Consider the following 16,540-nt stretch of genomic DNA (forward strand, 5'->3'; position numbering starts at 1 on the left):
TGTCAACGGCGGAGCAAAAGTCGGCCATTCGGCGGCGTAAAACCAGGCCATCGTGTTACATGCCGGGGGGAGTGGCGTGAGGGCGTAGCCCGAGGGCCACTCCCCCCGGCATTGGTGTAATTTTCAGGGTCTGGTTTTGGCCTTGCGGGCCCGGCTGTGCGCGAGGCGATAGCTTTCGCCGTTCATCTCGAGGATGCTGACGTGATGGGTCAGGCGATCGAGGAGCGCGCCTGTGAGACGCTCAGATCCGAAGGTTTCGGTCCATTCGTCGAAGGGCAGGTTGCTGGTGATGAAGGTGGAGCCGCGTTCGTAACGCTGGGAGATCAGCTCGAACAACAGTTCGGCGCCGGTCTTGGAGAGCGGCACAAAGCCCAGTTCGTCGATGATGAGCAGCTTGTATCCGGCCATCTGCTTCTGGAAGCGCAGAAGACGGCGCTCGTCGCGGGCCTCCATCATTTCGCTGACCAGCGCTGCCGCGGTGGTGAAGCCCACCGACAGTCCTTTCTGGCATGCTGCCAGTCCGAGCCCCAACGCTACGTGCGTCTTTCCGGTGCCTGATGGCCCCAGAGCGATGGCGTTCTCACGCCGCTCGATCCACTCGCAGCGCGCCATCTCGAGCACCTGCATCTTGTTGAGCCTGGGGATGGCGGCGAAGTCGAAGCTGTCGAGGCTTTTGACGGCGGGGAAGCGCGCGGCCTTGATGCGCCGCTCGACCATGCGACGCTCCCTGTCGATCATTTCCATCTCGACGAGGCGGGCGAGGAAGCGGATATGATCGACGCCTTCAGCGGCACATTGCCGCGCGAGCTTGTGATGCTCACGCAGGCACGTAGGCAGCTTGAGCGCCTTGAGATGGTGAGCGAGAAGGATCTCCGGGGCCTGATCGCTCATGCGGCCTCCTGCCGGTCGGAGAGCAGGCTCAGATAGGCTCTGGCAAAGGTCTTCTCGACCGTGGTGCGTGGCAGGAAGGGATAGACGTCCAGGTCCAGCCTGGGCGGTACGCGTTCGATCCGGCACAGGACGAGGTGCTTGACGGCATCGAAGCCGATGGCGCCAAGATCGATGGCCTGTTCGACCGCCGCCTGGAGATCGGCGAGGGTGAACGTTTCCAGCAGGCGCAGTACCTGCACATATTCGCGCCTGCCATGTTTGTGCATGCGCCCTTCCATCAACCGCTGCAGTGTCGTGAACGCTTCGGGCAGGTCCCAGCCCTGCAAAGGCGCAGCCTGGTCGAATGCGTTGATCTTCTGCTCGATCAGCGGGAGATAATGGAGCGGGTCGAAGACAACCTCCTCGCGGGCATAGCAACGAGGATGACGGGCGATGACTTCGCTGCGGCAGCCGATCACCACCTCATCGACATAGGCCCTGATCCAGACCTCCTGATGGCCCCAGGCCACCGGAACCGAATAATCGTTGGTCCTGTAGCGCACCAGGGATTGCGAGGAGACCCTCCCGCCTTTCTGATCGCAGGCCTCGAAGGGTGTAGCGGGCAGAGGCTGCATGGCCGCGAGATCGCGCTGCAGCCGCTCACCGATCGTCTCGCTCTGCCCGCGCACCTTGTCCTGCTGGCGCTTGCGGCATTGCTCCTCCAGCCACAGGTTGAACGCCTCCCAGGTCGGGAACTTCGGGATCGGCACCATGAAGTTGCGCCGGCAATAGCCTACCAGCCCCTCCACATTGCCTTTCTCGTTCCCCTTGCCCGGGCGAGCATAGCGGTCGCGGATCACGTAATGTGACAGGAAAGCGCTGAACAGCGTGGCACGCTGCCGCGTGCCGTCGGGCAGGATCTTCGTCACAAGGCAGCGATCGTTGTCATAGACGATCGAGCGCGGTACCGCGCCGAAAAACGCGAAGGCATGCACGTGTCCGTCCACCCAGGCCTCCGCCACCGCCGCCGGATAGGCCCGCACATAGCAGGCATCACTGTGCGGCAGATCGAGCGCGAAGAAGTAGGCCTTCTGCTCCACCCCGCCGATCTCCACCAGCGCTTCCCCGAAATCGGCCTGCGCATCTCCCGCAGGGTGCGCCAGCGGCACGAACATCTCCCGGCTGCGCTGTTCGCGCTCCCGGATGTAATCCTTGATGATCGTATAGCCGCCGGTGAAACCATGCTCGGTGCGCAAACGGTCGAATACCCGCTTCGCCGTATGGCGTTGCTTGCGCGGGACACTGCGGTCACCCTCAAGCCATCCATCAATGATCGCCACAAACCCGTCCAGCTTCGGGCGCTGCGGTACGGACTGGCGCCGGTAACCCGGCGGCGATGAAAACGACAGCATCTTGCGTACCGTTTCGCGCGACACATTGAAACGCTTCGCCGCCGCCCGTTGGCTCATGCCATCCGCGCAAGCCAGACGGACCTGAAGATAAAGTTCCACGCTGTAGATCCCCACACCTCCCTGACTCGGCAGAAAGGCTTCAAGGTGGACGACTTTTACGCCGCCCGCAGCAGGACTATCCCGCCGCTACCGTGGTCGAATATTGCTCCGCCGTTCTCACCTTAGCGTGGTTCTACGAAGAAACCTTCCGATGGGGCCTACCGGCAACAGAATAGTCTTGCCGCCGCACTGCGTGAGGTCGGACGCATCGAGCGCACGCTGTTCACGCTGCGATGGTTTCAGGACCCGGCGCTTCGCCAGCTCGTCACCGGTGAACTCAACAAGGGCGAAGCACGCAACAGCCTAGCGCGCGCGGTAGCGTTTCACCGGCTCGGACGCTTTCGCGATCGTGGCCTGGAAAACCAGCAAATGCGAGCCGCCGCCCTCAATCTTGTCACTGCCGCCATCATTCTTTTCAACTGCCGCTATCTCGGTCGCGCCTTAGCCGAACTGGAAAAGCGCGGGACAAAACTCGATCCCACTCTGATTTCGCAACTTTCTCCGTTGGGCTGGGACCGGATCAATCTCACCGGCGACTATGTCTGGTCAGATGGAATCGAACTCGACGCCGATGGGCTAATGCCGCTCAAACTGGCCAATCGTTCCTGATCGTTACGCGGCTACCGTGAATCTGTGTCCGAATAATGCACAGGGGCCGAGCTGGTCAAAGCATGGCCCTGAATCGGATGCGGCAGCGCTACATGGCCGGCACCGCACCTGCACCGTTTGCCAATCAGAAGATCACTGCGGCCGCGCGAGACCAGCTGGCGGGGCGGTCCACCGCTCCGGATTTCGTGGTGCGCGGGCGGCAGGCATGGAATGAGACGCAACACCGCTATCTAGCCGCCGCCAAGCGCCTTGAGGCAAGCAGCGATCCAGCTGACCGCCAGCTTGCCGACCAGGTGCGGCAATTTGTGGGGGCAGGGCGAACGCCTACAATTCATGAGCGATCGGTAGCCGCGATGGAGCGGAAGCGGCAGAGCGAACGATCTAGGAACCGCGATCGTTCGCGGGAAGGGCCAGGACGATAGTTACTGGCCGTGCTTGGTCCAGCCAACGCTGTTTGCGCGTTCCAAAGCGACCAAGGCGTCTGATACCGCCTTCTGCGCGACTAGAAGATAACCTTCGGCAATACTGGGCCATGTTAACTCATCGAACGGATTTGTGACGTTGCCGTTGAAATAATCGAGAGCTTCATGGGCGCGTGCAGCCGCCTCGATTACCTTGGCGGTTTGTTTCTTTGCCCTGTCAGATTTCTTCATCGTGCCTCATGAGGCCATAGCCCATCAAGAGATCGCAAGCGGTGGCAGCTGCCACCGCTCTACCTTCCGTCAGTTTTGAGCCTGCCACGATCTACGGACAGCTGGGGTATCATCGGATACTTTAAGGCTTCACGCTCCCGCGCCCGACCTTCATCTATCCCGTATGATGCGCCAATCATCAAACCTACGAAGAACACGGGGATCATGAGCAGGAGCATCGAGCCGAAGCGTGCTCTACGGCGAGAGCTTTGGATCGCGAGCGCATCACGTTGCAGCTTGAGGGCTGTTATGATCGTCTCGGTAGCAAGGGTGATTTCATGGGCGTCGTCGCCCACATTTGTAAGCAATTGCTCAACGTCCGTCAGAGGGCGTTCTACCTGTTTACCCACTTCGCTTAGATCAGACCAAGCGAGGTTTCTGGAATGAATCACGCGAAGCAAGGTTTCAATGTGACGATCGAGATCGGACACGCCTCTCGATGGCACCGGATCAGGCCGGGGAATGTTCATCGTGCGGTTTCCTGTTTCCAAAAAGCATGTGCCATGCACTTAGCGCGAGCGTGACGGCTTCCTTTCCTGCTGGCGCAGCGTCAAATCCTCGCGCGCTATGCGGGTAGCCTCGTTCTGGCGCTGTTGCTCGAAACGGGCAGCAGGGACCGGCGCGCCAACCTCAATACGCTTGGCGACAGTTTCCTTGGCCCGCTCTATGAAGCGATCCCTGTCTTCCTTTTGGGTGAACCGGGTTTTCGCTTCGATCGCTGCCGCCAGGACGTGCGATTGCGCGGCCTTGAATTGCGGGTTGGCCGCATTATCCCGATGCGAATTGCGCCGGAACTGTTCGGCCGCAGCACGAGATTCTGAGGGGTCTTGCTTTGCCATGCTCGCTCTCTTTGCCGGGTCTTGTGCTTCGCGGGCCTTATCTCGCGCCGCCAGCCTTTCTCCCTCAAGTTTCAGCTGTTCAGACGGCTTGAACCCTTTCACTTCGACCCCCGATCGCGCCGCTTCCAGATAGACCGCCTTCTTGAATTCGTCGCTTCCATGAACACGGATCGACTGCCAGCCATTGTGCTTCGCGATCGCGATAGCATCGCCAATGGCATAGTCCTTGTTGATGCGAATGCCGTCTTGGCCCTTGATCGACATATCGGGCTTGTCATCGCGGCCGCTACGGAAAAGATCATTCCCAACGCGCAGATATTTGCGTTCGAGCTGCGTGGGCAGAGCCAAGCGTGTGTCGTCAACTTGCTTGTCATCCTTTGGCGCTGCCTTCGATGGAACCTCAGCTTTCGCGGGCGCAGCACCGTCTTTGCTCTCCGCCCTGGCTCGCTCACCCTCATGGATATTGAGCGATTTATCGGCCGATGCGGTCGGAGCCGCTTCGCGCTTCGCTTGCCGGGGCCACGCATTAAGGTCGGCCCGCACTCTGCTTTCGTGTCCGCGCAATTCGTCGGCAGGCGCTCCGCGTTTCAGCGCCTTATTATACTCTTCGACAGCCGGCGTCAGATATTGCGCAACCGGCGTGGACCCATCATTGCGCCAATCCGTGGACGCCAGATAAGCGGTTTTTCCGCCTTTCTGCATCGTCAGCGCGTGGTCATATTGGTTTTCCAGCTTGGCAAATGCCTTCATGGCATCGGGGAATCTCGCAAAGGTTTCCTTGCTGTTCCCAGGGCCAAGAATTTCGTAGGAGCGCGGCGTCTTTGCTTGGCGTTCGCTGTTGTCATTATCGGCCATATTCTTCTCCTTCACTCAGAACTAGATCCCGGCGCTGACCTTCCCACTCCTCTTTCGTCGGGTCGGGACCAATAATGTCGTCGAAGTTGATTTCATCGAAAGCCATGCTGCCGTCCTTCACTGTCAGGTTCGGCATATCGCGATCGAGGGCGAGAACGTCTTCGGGAATGTCCTGCACCTGGTCATCGGCCAGTGCGGAATAATCATTGAAAGCCGCCAGCTCTTCATCGCTCAGATCATCGACGGCCGCGATCGGCGCGACCGGCTTGGGCAGCGCCGGCACTTCCGGCGCAGGCGTCAAGCGCGAGCGGAACACGGCATCCTTGAAGTAGCGGATTTTCTTCCCGCGAATGACGGGGATGCCGCCCCGGATGACGAGTATATCGTCTTCGGGCAGCTGCATCAGCTCTTGCGGGAGCATCAGCGCGCGGCGCTGTTCGGAGATCGTCTTGCTTCGATTGGCGAGCAATCCATGTATCGTCAGGGACCGGCTTTCCGCATCCTGACCAAGATAGCCGAGGCGTTCGGACAGTTCCTTTGCGACCCGCAGCTCCTTCGGCGTGAAAGCAATTTCGACCCCGCAGTTTGATACGATTTCGTCCGCGCCATGCTCACCATAGACATTCCGCAGCTGGGAGCGGGACTGGATGACGGGGAGCAGACGCAGCCCATAGCCGCGCACATAGGAGAACGCATTGGCAATGACCTGGGCGCGGCCGAGCCGCGCAAATTCGTCCAGAATGAGCAGCACGGATAGCTTTTCACCATCGTCGGGCAGTTGCCGCGTGTTGAGGTCGATCAGCTGTTGGAAAAACAGATTGTAGAGCGGCGCGACCCTATCGAGTTCATCCGGCGAGACACCGAGATAGATCGAGGTCGGGATGCGGCGAAGGTCCGTCAGGGAAAAGTCGCTTTCGGCCGTCGCGCGATCGACAATCGGATTGATCCAGAGATTGAGCTTGGAGGTGACGGTCTGGATAATGCCGGTGAATGTGTTGTCTGCGCTGGACGTAAAATCGCTCAACGCAGCGCGGCACCCTTCCGATAGCGCACCATCGCCGGCTTCCTTGGCGAAGAATGCCTTCATCCCCGGCATCGTGATGGTCCGGTAGATCTCGCCAAACGAGAAGGGACGTTCAGGCTTGGCCGCGATCCACGATGCTATGCCGACAAAGGCCGTGCGGGCTGATTCCGTCCAGAATGCCTCGCCCTTCTCCGGGGGCACGAAGAGCATCGTGGCGATCTTCTGCAATTCGACCAGGACCTCAATCGGGTCGGACCTGTTGATATAGCTGAGCGGGTTGTAGCGGGCCGTGCGGCCTTCCCTGTCCGTAGGGTTGAACAGCACAACCTTTTGGCCGCCCTTGCGGCGGAAACCCGCCGTGATTTCGTAGTTCTCACGCTTAATATCGAGCACGACAACCGAATCCGGCCATTGCAACAGATTGGGAATGACGATGCCGACGCCCTTGCCCGATCCGGTCGGGGCTTCGAGCAATACATGCTCCATCTTGCCCACCATGAGAAAGCCGTTGCGGAAAAAGCCATTGCGGACGCGGCCGAGCACAATGCCCTTTTTCGCGCGAAGGCCCGCCTTGCGGATTTCACCTTCGCGCGCGAAACGCGCCTCGCCGTGAAGGTTCTTTTTCGGCCGCAAGACGATCGCCATGAGCAACACCGGCAGCGGCACGCCGATGACCGCGCCTCGCCAAAGCGCTTCGGTCACGACAGGATCATGCCGATAATACCAGAAGAAGCCGGGAAGGGTGAGCGGATCGTAGGCCGCGGCGGGCATCTTGAGGAAGAACCACGCCACCGTGCCGGTCAGCAGGCCGATCAGCAGGAGCGTGATCGGAAGGAGGACAAGGGCCAGTGCGAGCCTGTTAGAGCCTGTTTTCTGGATCAAAATATATCTCCGTCACGCGAAAGCGGCCTTCGACCTTCTTGGTCTGCACGACCACATCAACCAGCAGCTTGAGCAGGCTGCGAATGTCGTCACGGGCCAGATCGGCGCCGCCCTCGCTTTCCTTGACCAGCAATGTCAGCTGTTCGAACGCGAGTTCGGCCGAGTCCGCATGGATCGTCGTGATCGAGCCGGGGTGGCCTGAGTTGACGTTGCGGAGATAGAAGAACGCGGTGCCGTCGCGCAGCTCCTGCAACAGTATCCGGTCAGGCCGCATACGCAGGGCCGATTCCAGAAGATCCTTTGCAGAGATTTTCGCGGTGCCCTGCTTGTCCTTCGCGTAGAGCATGTGGACCACGTTGCGATGCGGAACGACCAATTCGCGCGTGTCTTCGATCGTCAGCAGCCGCTCATGCGGCGGAATGAGCTGGATCAGCCCTTTAGAGAGCGTCGTCTTTCCCGAGCCGGTAGCGCCGGAAATCAGGATATTCTTGCGGCCCTGGACCGCCTTCTGGAAAAATTCGACGTGCTTCCCTGCGTCGAGCAGATCGCGCAATTCAACATCGAGCGGCGAGACTTGCCGGGTTGCGATCTTCGTCTCGCTAAACAGCCCACCGCGCTCGAAATCCTCCATCGTCAACGTCACCGATGACGGCTTGCGGATGGTGATGGACACTGTGCCGGCAGGGACAGCAGGCGGCACAACCAGCTGCACACGCTCGCCGCTGGGGAGGATTGTGGAGCAGATCGGCGTGGACTGGCTTATGTCCTGATGCGTGAAAGCCGCCGCTGCCCGCGCGAGCGCGAGCAGCGACTTTTCATTCAGGTCGGGCAATGTCTCCCAGGACCACCCATCGCGCGTTTCAATTGCCGCCTCGCCAGCCTTGTTAATCACCAGCTCCGTTACGTCCTCACGCGCGAGCAGAGGGCGCAACGGCAGCAAGGCGTTTTCGAGGACAGCCGTATTGCTCATTGGCCGCGCCGAAGCCGAAGGCCGTAGATGTTGGAGAAATCGAAGTCGCGCGCGACCATGATCCCCACTTCCGCGCCCTGATTGATGCGAAGCACCGGCTGAATCTGCATCGTGTCCCGCAAGATCGTGTCCGACGCTTGGCTGGGAACCCGAGTGACATTATCCGCGTCGGAGACTTCCGAGGCGGCGATCGAGGCGGCATCGTTAAGCGAGCTGAACAGCAACGCCGCCCCAAAGCGTTCCCAAAAAAAGTTCTTCACGCCGCCTGCCATGCCTGAACGGCCAAGCGCATCGCTGGCGGGCGAGCCTACGTCGATCGCCACGCCGCGAGGCGTGACCGCGCGGTTCCATACCGCAAAGAGACGATATTTGCCGCGCTGGACGCCGGTTTGATATTCGCCCAGGACGCGCGTTCCCTTTTCCAGCAGAACGACGCGGCCGTTGTCCGAATAAATGTCGCGGGGAATGATGCAGCTGACATATCCGGGCTGACTGGAATCCATCGCCGTTTGCAGCACGCACGGAATGAACGACCCTGCGAGGATCAGCATATCGCGGTTGCCAATGTCGCGGCCTGACACCCGATCAATTTGCGAGGTCTGGCGCATGTTTTCGAGATTGGTCCGGCGCGATCCGCCCTGTCCATCGCCATCGGCCGACGCGCCAAGCAACTGCGCGCCCTGTCCTCCTGTGCCGCCGCCCATGGGCAGGCCGGTGGCAGCTGCCACCGCTCCGCCGACCCCACCGCCGTTTTCGCCACCATAGGCCATAATTCCGGCGCGGCGCTGCGCCTCTGCGATGACTTGCCCCTCAGACTTTTGGGGGCGACCGCTTGCACCGGCTGTGCGGGGCGCTTGGCTTCCATCAAGCGCCGGCACTTCCGTCATGGGCACCGGCGCGTTCGGATCATTCGGCGCATCGGCAAGCGTTGGGGCTATGATTGACTTCGGATCGTAGTTGGCGAGCTGCCTTTCATCCGGCTTTTCCGCTTTCTCGGCTTTTTCGGTTGGATCGCTCCGCATTGCGTCGATGGTGCTAAAACCGAGCACAATCGCGCCGCAGGCCACCGCCGCGAGAACGACCGCCTTTTTGGGGTCGATCGACCTGTTCGGAAGGGCGGCAATCTTGGCCTGACGTTCGCTTTGCCGCTCAATGTCTTCCGGATCGGGCACCGGCTCTGATGCAAGGGGCCGGTTTTCGACCGTCTCGCCCTGCGAAATGATGTTGTCGCCATGCGGCGCGTTGTCATGATCGTTCGCAGCCATTTTATTGAACCCCCGTGGTTCGCTCGACCAGGCCAGAGGCCGTGTCAGTTTTGGGATCGCGCCCGTAATAGTCGGTTTTCTGATTGTGGATGCAGAGCACTTCGAGGCCCCGGCGCAGCCGGATTGTTCTGTAAACCCCGTGCAGCACCACATATTCATCGCGCACATCGAAGGAGGCGATGGCTTCCGATCCATCAGGATTGACGATGAAGAACGCCGGCAACTCACGCTGGTTGGGAAAGCGCATTACCGTGAACTGTCCGTTGTCAGACACTTCGGAGGGCTGGATGGCGGTCGATCCTTGCATGATGTAGTCGGCGTTGCGCGTGCCTTCCAGCACGCCAATATCGAGCGCGGACTTCACCGCGCCGCGTTCCATGGCTTTCAGCTGGGCCAGCTGGGCCATTGCGGCTTGCGCCTGCGCTTCCGCTGCTTCCTGTTCAGGATAGCGGAAAACGACCGTATAGAAGCCGCTGCCCCGCTGCGTTGGCGACAGAGCGAAGCGGTAGCTGCGCGGGCCATAGCGCGAACGGGTTATGACCGTCAGGTTCGTGCGACCCGCGCGCTCGCGCGGTTTGATAAAGAGCGAATTGGCAGCCGGTGCGACTTCCCAGGACACGGTATCGCCCAGCGCCACATGCTCGACCACTTCATCCTTGGCGAAGACGATTTCCGTGGCGATGCGGAACACGCCCGGAATCTCATAGACTTGCCGATCATTGTAGTTCGCTTCACGAACCCGGTGATCGAGCACCGTCGCATGGGGCGTTTCTTCGGCCATCGCCGGCGACGCAGCCAGCGCGATCGCGAGCGCAAACGGGGCGCTCCACTTCAACACGGTCATTGGGGCACCTCCACGTCAGCGCGATAGCTCTCGACCTGATAGCCAAGCGGATTCTTGAAGCGGTCCACTTCCTTGCTCGGCGTGCCATCGACCTTGTATTTGATGGTCGCGACGGCATCGGTTTTGGTCGAGTTCGAGCCGGTCACAGATTCCTTGGTAAAATAGACCTGCGCGACGTTGCCGCCCAGGAACGACACCCGCTTGATCTCGACAAAAACATCAGTGCGGTTCGCAAGGATGTTTTGCGGGCTTTGGGGATTGTCGGTCTTGTAGAAGCGTGACCACCGATCCTGTTCGGGCCGCGCCGACATGACCATGACCGCATCGAAATATTCTTCGCGAGCGGCCGCTATCCAGCCTTCGCGATAGCGGACATAGGTAGCGAGGAAATACTTACGGACCGCCTCGTCATAGGTGATCGTCGCGTCACCGTGGAGCTTGGCGGCGATCGACGCCTCGCCCGTGTTACGGTCCACCGTGATAACATATGGCTCGACCGTTTTCAGAGGCGTCAGGGCTGCAACGGCCACAACGCCAGCAGTCGCCAGGGCGCCAGCAACGCCAGCGACGACCCACGCCAGCTTTTTGGAGCGCTCGGCCGCCGCAAGCTTGTCACGTTCCCAGCTTGCAGCCTCTTCAAAATAGGCTTTCAGCTCGTCCTTTGGAATACCAACTGCCATCGTAACACCTCAGCAATTCGAGTAGATCGGGCCGCGCAGCGAGGCGCTTAGACGCGGCACTTCGACCGCCCGCGATGCGTCCGACTGTTCATTGCCCGGAGTGGCAGGGTCTGCCGGGGCAGCGTCCGGCGTTGCCGGTGCGCCCTGGTTGAACACGTCCACATTCGCCGGGGCGGTTCGCTGCGCGGCCTGATCCGGGATCGAGGGAAGGGTAAGCCCATGCGGATTTGCGGGCCGCATCGGCCCCTCGCATTTGGCTGGTTTTTTGACGGGCTGACCGGCGCAGGCCGCCAGCGCCAGGCAGATTCCGAGTCCAAGCAACTTGCGCATATTCGTTCCCTCAAGCTCTGGTGATTGTGTTTCGGTTGCGCCAACGGCGAACCGCCGACGAGAAGCCCCGACCCATGCTGGCCCCCATGGCGCGGGCATCGCTGGCCGCGTGGCCTGCGCCCGTTGCCACAGCCCCGCCCCCGCTCATCACGGCGTTACCGAACTGCGATACCATCGCAGCAGCACCGCCACCCAGCGAGGCCGCAATTCCGGGGATTTGTAGGAAGAAGAAGCACGCGAGGACGTAGAAGGCGATGATGCGAACGCATGTGTCCCAAACGTGCTCAAACTGACCGTCGAAGGATGCTGTTGCGGATTCCGCGACGTTGGCGACGACGAGCACCAACAACAGCGCGAACAAGGACAGCATCAAGAAATTCAGGACGCTACCGAGCCACGAGAAGAAGTAGCTTCTGGTGGAATCGAAGAGGAGCGCCCCGACGAAGATCGGACCAACCACCGCCAGACAGGCGAGCGCGAACAGCGCATAGAGCACGATCACAAAGCCAACCGCGAGCGCGAACAACGCGGCTACAGCGGTTAGCAAGATGATGATGGTTGCGCCGATACACAGGATGATCGCAGTCGCTGCCCCCTGCAAATCCCACATGCTGGCGTTCTGCTCAGCATATTCCTTGGTGGCATCCTGCATCCCTATCAGAGCAACATCGACGCGCGCCCACATCGTATCAAACGACCCACCGACGCCATTTGGCGAGTTCCCGATGATTGAGGCAAACTCATTAGGCAGCCCCGTCACGATCATTTGTGCAATTGATGCCCCGTAAAGGCTTGTCACAGCCCAATAAAGTGCAGCGAGCATTAGGGAGCGATAGACGTATTCGCGGAATGGGTATTGCACAGCACCGCGCATGATAGCGTAGCCGAGCAGTATGATATAAATCACCATTCCCGTGCGGAGCGGCCCAGCGATCCAGCCAACAAACCCAGCGTAGTTTGAAACCACAGACGAGTTGAGTTCGTTGACAAAGCCCTGATAGGCATTCGTGAATAGATCGTATTCCACCAGATCGCTCCGCGTTATTATTCAATCGACCTTCGAGCTGTCACATTCCCGCCGCTTTGCGTGCGCGAGCCATCTGATCTTCTCGGTCACGGGAATATTTGATCGAGGCGATGGCAGACTTGATGCCTCCGCAATTCTTGGCGACGGGAATGGGAAGATCGGATTGTTTGAGTTCGCTGTTCATGATCTTGTCGCACTCCGATACGATCACCGGAATTTGATCTTCGTTGGCTTTGAGCCATTCCACGTCGTGGTAGGTCATGAGGATTTCAGGGAAAACGGGTGCGCGTTGGCAGCCGGCGATTATGCCGGCTGCGCTCAATGCTACTAAGGCCATCTTCCGCATTCTTACATTCCCGCCGCTGCCCGCGCGCGGGCCAGTTGCTCTTCACGATCGCGGGAATAGCTGGAGAGGGCTTCCGCCGTTTTGGCCGCTTGTTCGGCCCGACGCGCCCGCTCCATGGCATCGACGCGGAGCTGGTCGTTCATCATGGACGCGCTTTCAAGCTGGATGCGCGCTTGAAGGTCAGCGACTTCCTTGGCCGTTGATGCCGAAGCTAGGCGGCTGCGCAGCTCTTCCAGGCCTTCGCCACGCGATGTGGCCGCTTCGCCCATCCCTTCGGCCATGGCCTTGTCCATCGCGATCGAGCGCGCGGACTGATAGCGAACATCAGTCTGATCGCCATTCGCGGACACGCCGAGACGTTCGAGCATGTCCTGATAGATCGCATCAGATCGCCCGCCATAGCTGCCGCCGCCGCCAAAATCGCCGCGCGCCATGCGTTCGAGCGAGTTCACATCGACGCCGAGCGTGCGAAGCGAATCCGTCTTGAGCTGGTTGGCGATCGAGGAAACATCGGTCAGCTGGTTCAACCCTTGGTAGAGCTGCTGCGCTTCCGCAATCTGCTGGCGACCTTGCTCGATCATCTGCATGGTCTTCTGGATTTGTTCGATATGCTTGAGCACGGACGTGCTATCGAACACAGGGATACCCTGCGCACTGGCTGGCGTCGCGGCCGCAAGGCTCCCGATCGACACAGCCGCCAAGAAAAGCTGCTTCATAGTCTCACTCCTTTCAGCTTGGGCGCCGGCGCCGGTGAAATTCCGGCAACCAGAGCTTCGGATCATTGCCCAATTCGGCAATCACTTCGCGGGCCACGCCCGTTGTCTCAGCGCGCCCCGACAGCACGGCCAGTTCATCGTCCATGCCAATGAGATCCAGGCCGACCACAACGGAGTCATGGCCCTGCTTCACAAGGAATTTGCGGCTTTCCGGCGACAGCTCTTCGCGCACCAGCTTAAATTCCGCCTCCGACAGCGAGAAGCCTTCGATGTAATCCCGGCGCTGGCCGAACGGATTGGGCAGGAAGATTTTCGTCGCTACCTGCTCCAAGATCGAATGGCTGATCGTGGACCGCAGCGCGTCTGCAGGCGACTGCGTTGCAAAGACGAGGAACGCGTTGCGCTTGCGGTATGTCTTGAGGCCATCCTGCGCAAATGCTGTGAACGCCGGATCGGCCAGCGCCTTCCAAAATTCGTCAATCGCAATCACCATGCGCTCGCCTGTCAGGAGCGCGTCTATCCGCTCGAACAGGTAGAGCATGACCGGCGTGCGGATTTCCGCGTTTTCGAGGAAGTCGGTCATATCGAAGCCCACGAAACGGGCTTCGAGCGACATGGAATCTTCCTCATTATCGAAAACCCAGCCAAGGTTCCCCTCGGAGGTCCACTTGACCAGGCGCGCGCCGACGCCGCCCGAGTCCGACATACCGAGCATGGTCCGCAGCGCCGACAGCGAGCGTTGCTCGCGCGGCAGCTTCATCACGGCTTCAATGCCATCGTCGATCAGGTGCGATTCCTGCACCGTGATCGGCGCACCCTCTTGCTTGACCAGCTGGCGGATGAAGCGACCGAGGAACGCGCGATGAGAAGCCGTATTGTCGAGCGCCTTGAGCGGAGCGAAGCCCGTAGGTTCTCCGTTCCGCAGCGCTAGATAGGTGCCGCCACTGGCGCGAACAAAAATCTCCGCGCCCTGATCCTTGTCGATGAAGATATGGCGTGCGTTGAACTTTTCGAGCTGCGCCATCAGGAAGTTGACCAGCACCGTCTTGCCGCCGCCCGATGGACCAATGACCATCGAATGGCCCAGGTCCGCCGAATGGAAATTGAAGTAATATGGGCTGCGCGCGCTTGTCTTGAGCAGCGCGACCGCAGGCCCCCAATGATTGCCGTCCTCGTGCCCTGCCGGGAACGTATGGAACGGTGAGAAGGCCGAGAAATTATAGGACGTGATCGGCGCAGGGCGCGCCCGCCACGCGAAGTTGCCGACCAGCTGCGACCAATAGGCAGCTTCCAGCGCGGCGCTTTCACGGGCGGCGACCATGCCCGTATCGGCCAGCGCAGCGCGCGCGATCGACATGTTATCGCGCAGCTTCTTCAAATCTTCCGCGAACACCGTCAGCGTGAAATGATGGTCCCCCAGCACAAAGCGGTTCGATTGCAAATCGTCGGCCGCGTCGATCAGCTCATCCATCTGGCTGATCGCCTTGTCACCGGCGTTCGCCATTTGGGTCTGGCGAAGCCGAAACCGTTCTGTTGCCGCTGTGCGCGACAGGAACGTGAACGACTGCGTTATGGCGAGGCTGAAATCGACCGAAAGCAGCGATTCAAACTGGCGCGGCGTTGTCGATGACGGATACTCGCGAATGCCGAAAATGCCGCCGAACATCGAATGATCGGCGTCGCGGACCTCAAATGTCTCAGCACCGATGATGGCACGGCTCGCATAGAGCGCCGAGCCGAGACGGCCACGGACCAGAGGACAGCGCCGATAGCGCCCGGTCATCACCTGGTTCAATATTTCCAGCGGTTCGGAGAACAGGAGACCCCGGTGCTCATAGATGCCGACACGGCGCGGGCGAACGCGCAGCAGCAGCTTTTCCAGATCGCGCACCTTGTCTTCCAGCAGCTCTAGAGCTTCCGCGATATTGGCGTTCTTGTCCTCCTGCTTCTTGCGCAGGAAATCCATCAGCTTGTCAGTCGCGTTTGCTGTTGGGCGGATCACGACCGTCATGAAGAAGCGGTTGCGGAACATGCGTTCGGCCGTCATCCGCTCATAGTATTTTTGATCGAGCTTCGCGGCGAAATGCGAGCGGAACGTGCCGCCTGGATAGTCGCGCACGCGCATCCGCAACATGTGCGTCCAGATCGAAAGCCGCTCGTCATGAATATTGCGCCAGACCCCGTTGAGGCGCGTGTGCCAATCGTTCAGATCGCGCACGTCCGAAGTCTCGAAGGGCCGTCCATCCAGTTCGAGCATGAGCATCAGATCGCCGTTATCGAGGGCGACCACATGCTCATTGACATGCCGCGAATACGGCAAGAATTTCTCGGGCATTTCCTCCCGCTTGGCCTTGTCAAAAGGCACCTTCTCCGCGAGCGCGCTCTTACCGAACACCACGACCAAATCCCTTTCGCTTGATTCCGTAGAGCGGCAGCGGCGTGTAGCTCGACCCACCCCAAAAGACGCGGTTCCGGTTCGCCGCTTTGGTCCGGCCCCACAGGAAGATCAGCCGGAATGCGTTCACGTCATGCCGAACGATAAGCCGCGCCATCGCATAAAGCGCGACGGCGGCCGCGCCGCCGTAGAGAGGATTGCCCGAACCAACCAACGTGATTGCGCCCGCCATGATGATGAGCGCGCCCGCCTCAATGGGAACACCCGCCCACAAAGCGGGGCGGGTGACGGCCAAGAACAGCGGGTCTTTTGTCATTTCTTCCTGACCGTCCATCCCCGATCACCCCGTAATCGTGTCGACGATCCAAGGCGCGGAGAACACGATCACCACGCCAACTACGACCGTGACGAGCATCTGCACCGACGCGCGGCCCAGGAACCACAGAAGGCCGACGACGATGATCGCGATGATCGCCAGCGTGCGGAGCAAACCGTTGCTCAGCAGGCCGAGAATATTGTCGGCCAGGCCTTCAAAGTTTGCCTGCGCAAAAGCCGGCTCCGCTACGAGCAGGCTTGCCAGCAGCGACAGGGGCAGCGCGCGCGCCATGAGCGGCGAGGGCTTGAGACGCGCGAGCAGCGCATCGAGCCGGGATTCAGCCTTGATCTTCCAGATACGAAACATTCG

General features: G+C 60.3%; 18 protein-coding genes and 1 pseudogene. 2 read left to right on the plus strand and 17 right to left on the minus strand.

The window, feature by feature from the left end:
- Window positions 1–123: 123 nt before the first annotated feature.
- Entirely contained in the window at window positions 124–891 is a 768-nt protein-coding gene (gene istB / locus RLDS_RS37380; RefSeq protein ID WP_007686288.1) for an IS21-like element ISSsp5 family helper ATPase IstB, read from the minus strand.
- Entirely contained in the window at window positions 888–2,381 is a 1,494-nt protein-coding gene (gene istA, locus RLDS_RS37385) for an IS21 family transposase (protein WP_011950768.1), read from the minus strand. Before istA ends, istB begins: the two co-directional genes overlap by 4 nt.
- Window positions 2,382–2,537: 156 nt before the next feature.
- Here istA and RLDS_RS55215 point away from each other — a divergent pair.
- Both RLDS_RS55215 and RLDS_RS37395 read left to right on the plus strand, forming a co-directional pair.
- A pseudogene (locus RLDS_RS55215) lies at window positions 2,538–2,990 on the plus strand (Tn3 family transposase); the annotation flags it as partial.
- 62 nt (window positions 2,991–3,052) lie between these two features.
- Entirely contained in the window at window positions 3,053–3,412 is a 360-nt protein-coding gene (locus tag RLDS_RS37395) for a hypothetical protein (RefSeq protein ID WP_021225585.1), read from the plus strand.
- Here the strand turns inward: RLDS_RS37395 and RLDS_RS37400 are convergent, their stop codons facing one another.
- Genes RLDS_RS37400 through RLDS_RS37465 form a run of 15 tightly spaced genes read right to left on the minus strand, consistent with a single transcriptional unit; the run spans window position 3,413 to window position 16,537 of the window.
- Window positions 3,413–3,643, minus strand: coding sequence for a hypothetical protein (locus tag RLDS_RS37400; RefSeq protein ID WP_020819802.1), 231 nt, complete (start codon window positions 3,641–3,643; stop codon window positions 3,413–3,415).
- Window positions 3,644–3,702: 59 nt separating this feature from the next.
- Entirely contained in the window at window positions 3,703–4,152 is a 450-nt protein-coding gene (locus tag RLDS_RS37405) for a hypothetical protein (protein WP_020819803.1), read from the minus strand.
- A 39-nt stretch (window positions 4,153–4,191) separates the two neighbouring features.
- Window positions 4,192–5,376, minus strand: a complete 1,185-nt coding sequence (locus RLDS_RS37410; RefSeq protein WP_020819804.1) for an LPD7 domain-containing protein — start codon at window positions 5,374–5,376, stop codon at window positions 4,192–4,194.
- The gene (locus RLDS_RS37415; protein WP_020819805.1) at window positions 5,366–7,282 is read right to left on the minus strand and encodes a type IV secretory system conjugative DNA transfer family protein; all 1,917 of its coding nucleotides are present in this window, start codon (window positions 7,280–7,282) and stop codon (window positions 5,366–5,368) included. Before RLDS_RS37415 ends, RLDS_RS37410 begins: the two co-directional genes overlap by 11 nt.
- Window positions 7,260–8,252, minus strand: a complete 993-nt coding sequence (gene virB11 / locus RLDS_RS37420) for a P-type DNA transfer ATPase VirB11 (protein ID WP_011627746.1) — start codon at window positions 8,250–8,252, stop codon at window positions 7,260–7,262. Before virB11 ends, RLDS_RS37415 begins: the two co-directional genes overlap by 23 nt.
- A complete protein-coding gene (virB10, locus tag RLDS_RS37425; protein WP_020819806.1) occupies window positions 8,249–9,517 on the minus strand; it encodes a type IV secretion system protein VirB10 in 1,269 nt (422 codons plus the stop codon). The genes virB11 and virB10 overlap by 4 nt, the downstream gene beginning before the upstream one ends.
- Before the next feature lies 1 nt (window position 9,518).
- Window positions 9,519–10,361: a TrbG/VirB9 family P-type conjugative transfer protein gene (locus RLDS_RS37430; RefSeq protein ID WP_021225586.1), complete on the minus strand. Its 843-nt coding sequence runs from the start codon at window positions 10,359–10,361 to the stop codon at window positions 9,519–9,521.
- Window positions 10,358–11,041: a virB8 family protein gene (locus tag RLDS_RS37435; protein WP_004213217.1), complete on the minus strand. Its 684-nt coding sequence runs from the start codon at window positions 11,039–11,041 to the stop codon at window positions 10,358–10,360. The genes RLDS_RS37430 and RLDS_RS37435 overlap by 4 nt, the downstream gene beginning before the upstream one ends.
- Window positions 11,042–11,050: 9 nt before the next feature.
- On the minus strand, window positions 11,051–11,371 hold the full coding sequence (locus RLDS_RS37440) for a hypothetical protein (RefSeq protein WP_020819808.1): 321 nt from the start codon (window positions 11,369–11,371) through the stop codon (window positions 11,051–11,053).
- Window positions 11,372–11,381: 10 nt separating this feature from the next.
- Complete coding sequence (locus RLDS_RS37445; RefSeq protein ID WP_011627750.1) at window positions 11,382–12,398, minus strand: type IV secretion system protein; 1,017 nt, start codon at window positions 12,396–12,398, stop codon at window positions 11,382–11,384.
- Between the two features lie 40 nt (window positions 12,399–12,438).
- The gene (locus RLDS_RS0127980) at window positions 12,439–12,744 is read right to left on the minus strand and encodes a hypothetical protein (protein ID WP_011627751.1); all 306 of its coding nucleotides are present in this window, start codon (window positions 12,742–12,744) and stop codon (window positions 12,439–12,441) included.
- A gap of 2 nt (window positions 12,745–12,746) precedes the next feature.
- On the minus strand, window positions 12,747–13,460 hold the full coding sequence (locus tag RLDS_RS37450; protein WP_020819810.1) for a type IV secretion system protein: 714 nt from the start codon (window positions 13,458–13,460) through the stop codon (window positions 12,747–12,749).
- Between the two features lie 13 nt (window positions 13,461–13,473).
- Window positions 13,474–15,858, minus strand: a complete 2,385-nt coding sequence (locus tag RLDS_RS37455; RefSeq protein ID WP_006949654.1) for a VirB4 family type IV secretion/conjugal transfer ATPase — start codon at window positions 15,856–15,858, stop codon at window positions 13,474–13,476.
- Window positions 15,845–16,189, minus strand: a complete 345-nt coding sequence (locus RLDS_RS37460; RefSeq protein ID WP_006949650.1) for a type IV secretion system protein VirB3 — start codon at window positions 16,187–16,189, stop codon at window positions 15,845–15,847. The genes RLDS_RS37455 and RLDS_RS37460 overlap by 14 nt, the downstream gene beginning before the upstream one ends.
- Window positions 16,190–16,195: 6 nt before the next feature.
- Window positions 16,196–16,537 (minus strand): TrbC/VirB2 family protein, encoded by a 342-nt coding sequence (locus RLDS_RS37465; protein WP_004213202.1) that lies wholly within the window; start codon window positions 16,535–16,537, stop codon window positions 16,196–16,198.
- Window positions 16,538–16,540 lie beyond the last annotated feature (3 nt).

This window comes from Sphingobium lactosutens DS20, from assembly GCF_000445105.1.
Lineage (GTDB): Bacteria > Pseudomonadota > Alphaproteobacteria > Sphingomonadales > Sphingomonadaceae > Sphingobium > Sphingobium lactosutens.

Bases quoted from the DNA above. Each gene is read 5' to 3' on its own strand.
- istB (WP_007686288.1), bottom strand. From the start codon at position 891: ATGAGCGATCAGGCCCCGGAGATCCTTCTCGCTCACCATCTCAAGGCG.
- RLDS_RS37395 (WP_021225585.1), top strand. From the start codon at position 3,053: ATGGCCCTGAATCGGATGCGGCAGCGCTACATGGCCGGCACCGCACCT.
- RLDS_RS37400 (WP_020819802.1), bottom strand. From the start codon at position 3,643: ATGAAGAAATCTGACAGGGCAAAGAAACAAACCGCCAAGGTAATCGAG.
- RLDS_RS37405 (WP_020819803.1), bottom strand. From the start codon at position 4,152: ATGAACATTCCCCGGCCTGATCCGGTGCCATCGAGAGGCGTGTCCGAT.
- RLDS_RS37410 (WP_020819804.1), bottom strand. From the start codon at position 5,376: ATGGCCGATAATGACAACAGCGAACGCCAAGCAAAGACGCCGCGCTCC.
- virB11 (WP_011627746.1), bottom strand. From the start codon at position 8,252: ATGAGCAATACGGCTGTCCTCGAAAACGCCTTGCTGCCGTTGCGCCCT.
- virB10 (WP_020819806.1), bottom strand. From the start codon at position 9,517: ATGGCTGCGAACGATCATGACAACGCGCCGCATGGCGACAACATCATT.
- RLDS_RS37430 (WP_021225586.1), bottom strand. From the start codon at position 10,361: ATGACCGTGTTGAAGTGGAGCGCCCCGTTTGCGCTCGCGATCGCGCTG.
- RLDS_RS37435 (WP_004213217.1), bottom strand. From the start codon at position 11,041: ATGGCAGTTGGTATTCCAAAGGACGAGCTGAAAGCCTATTTTGAAGAG.
- RLDS_RS37440 (WP_020819808.1), bottom strand. From the start codon at position 11,371: ATGCGCAAGTTGCTTGGACTCGGAATCTGCCTGGCGCTGGCGGCCTGC.
- RLDS_RS0127980 (WP_011627751.1), bottom strand. From the start codon at position 12,744: ATGCGGAAGATGGCCTTAGTAGCATTGAGCGCAGCCGGCATAATCGCC.
- RLDS_RS37450 (WP_020819810.1), bottom strand. From the start codon at position 13,460: ATGAAGCAGCTTTTCTTGGCGGCTGTGTCGATCGGGAGCCTTGCGGCC.
- RLDS_RS37460 (WP_006949650.1), bottom strand. From the start codon at position 16,189: ATGGACGGTCAGGAAGAAATGACAAAAGACCCGCTGTTCTTGGCCGTC.
- RLDS_RS37465 (WP_004213202.1), bottom strand. From the start codon at position 16,537: ATGTTTCGTATCTGGAAGATCAAGGCTGAATCCCGGCTCGATGCGCTG.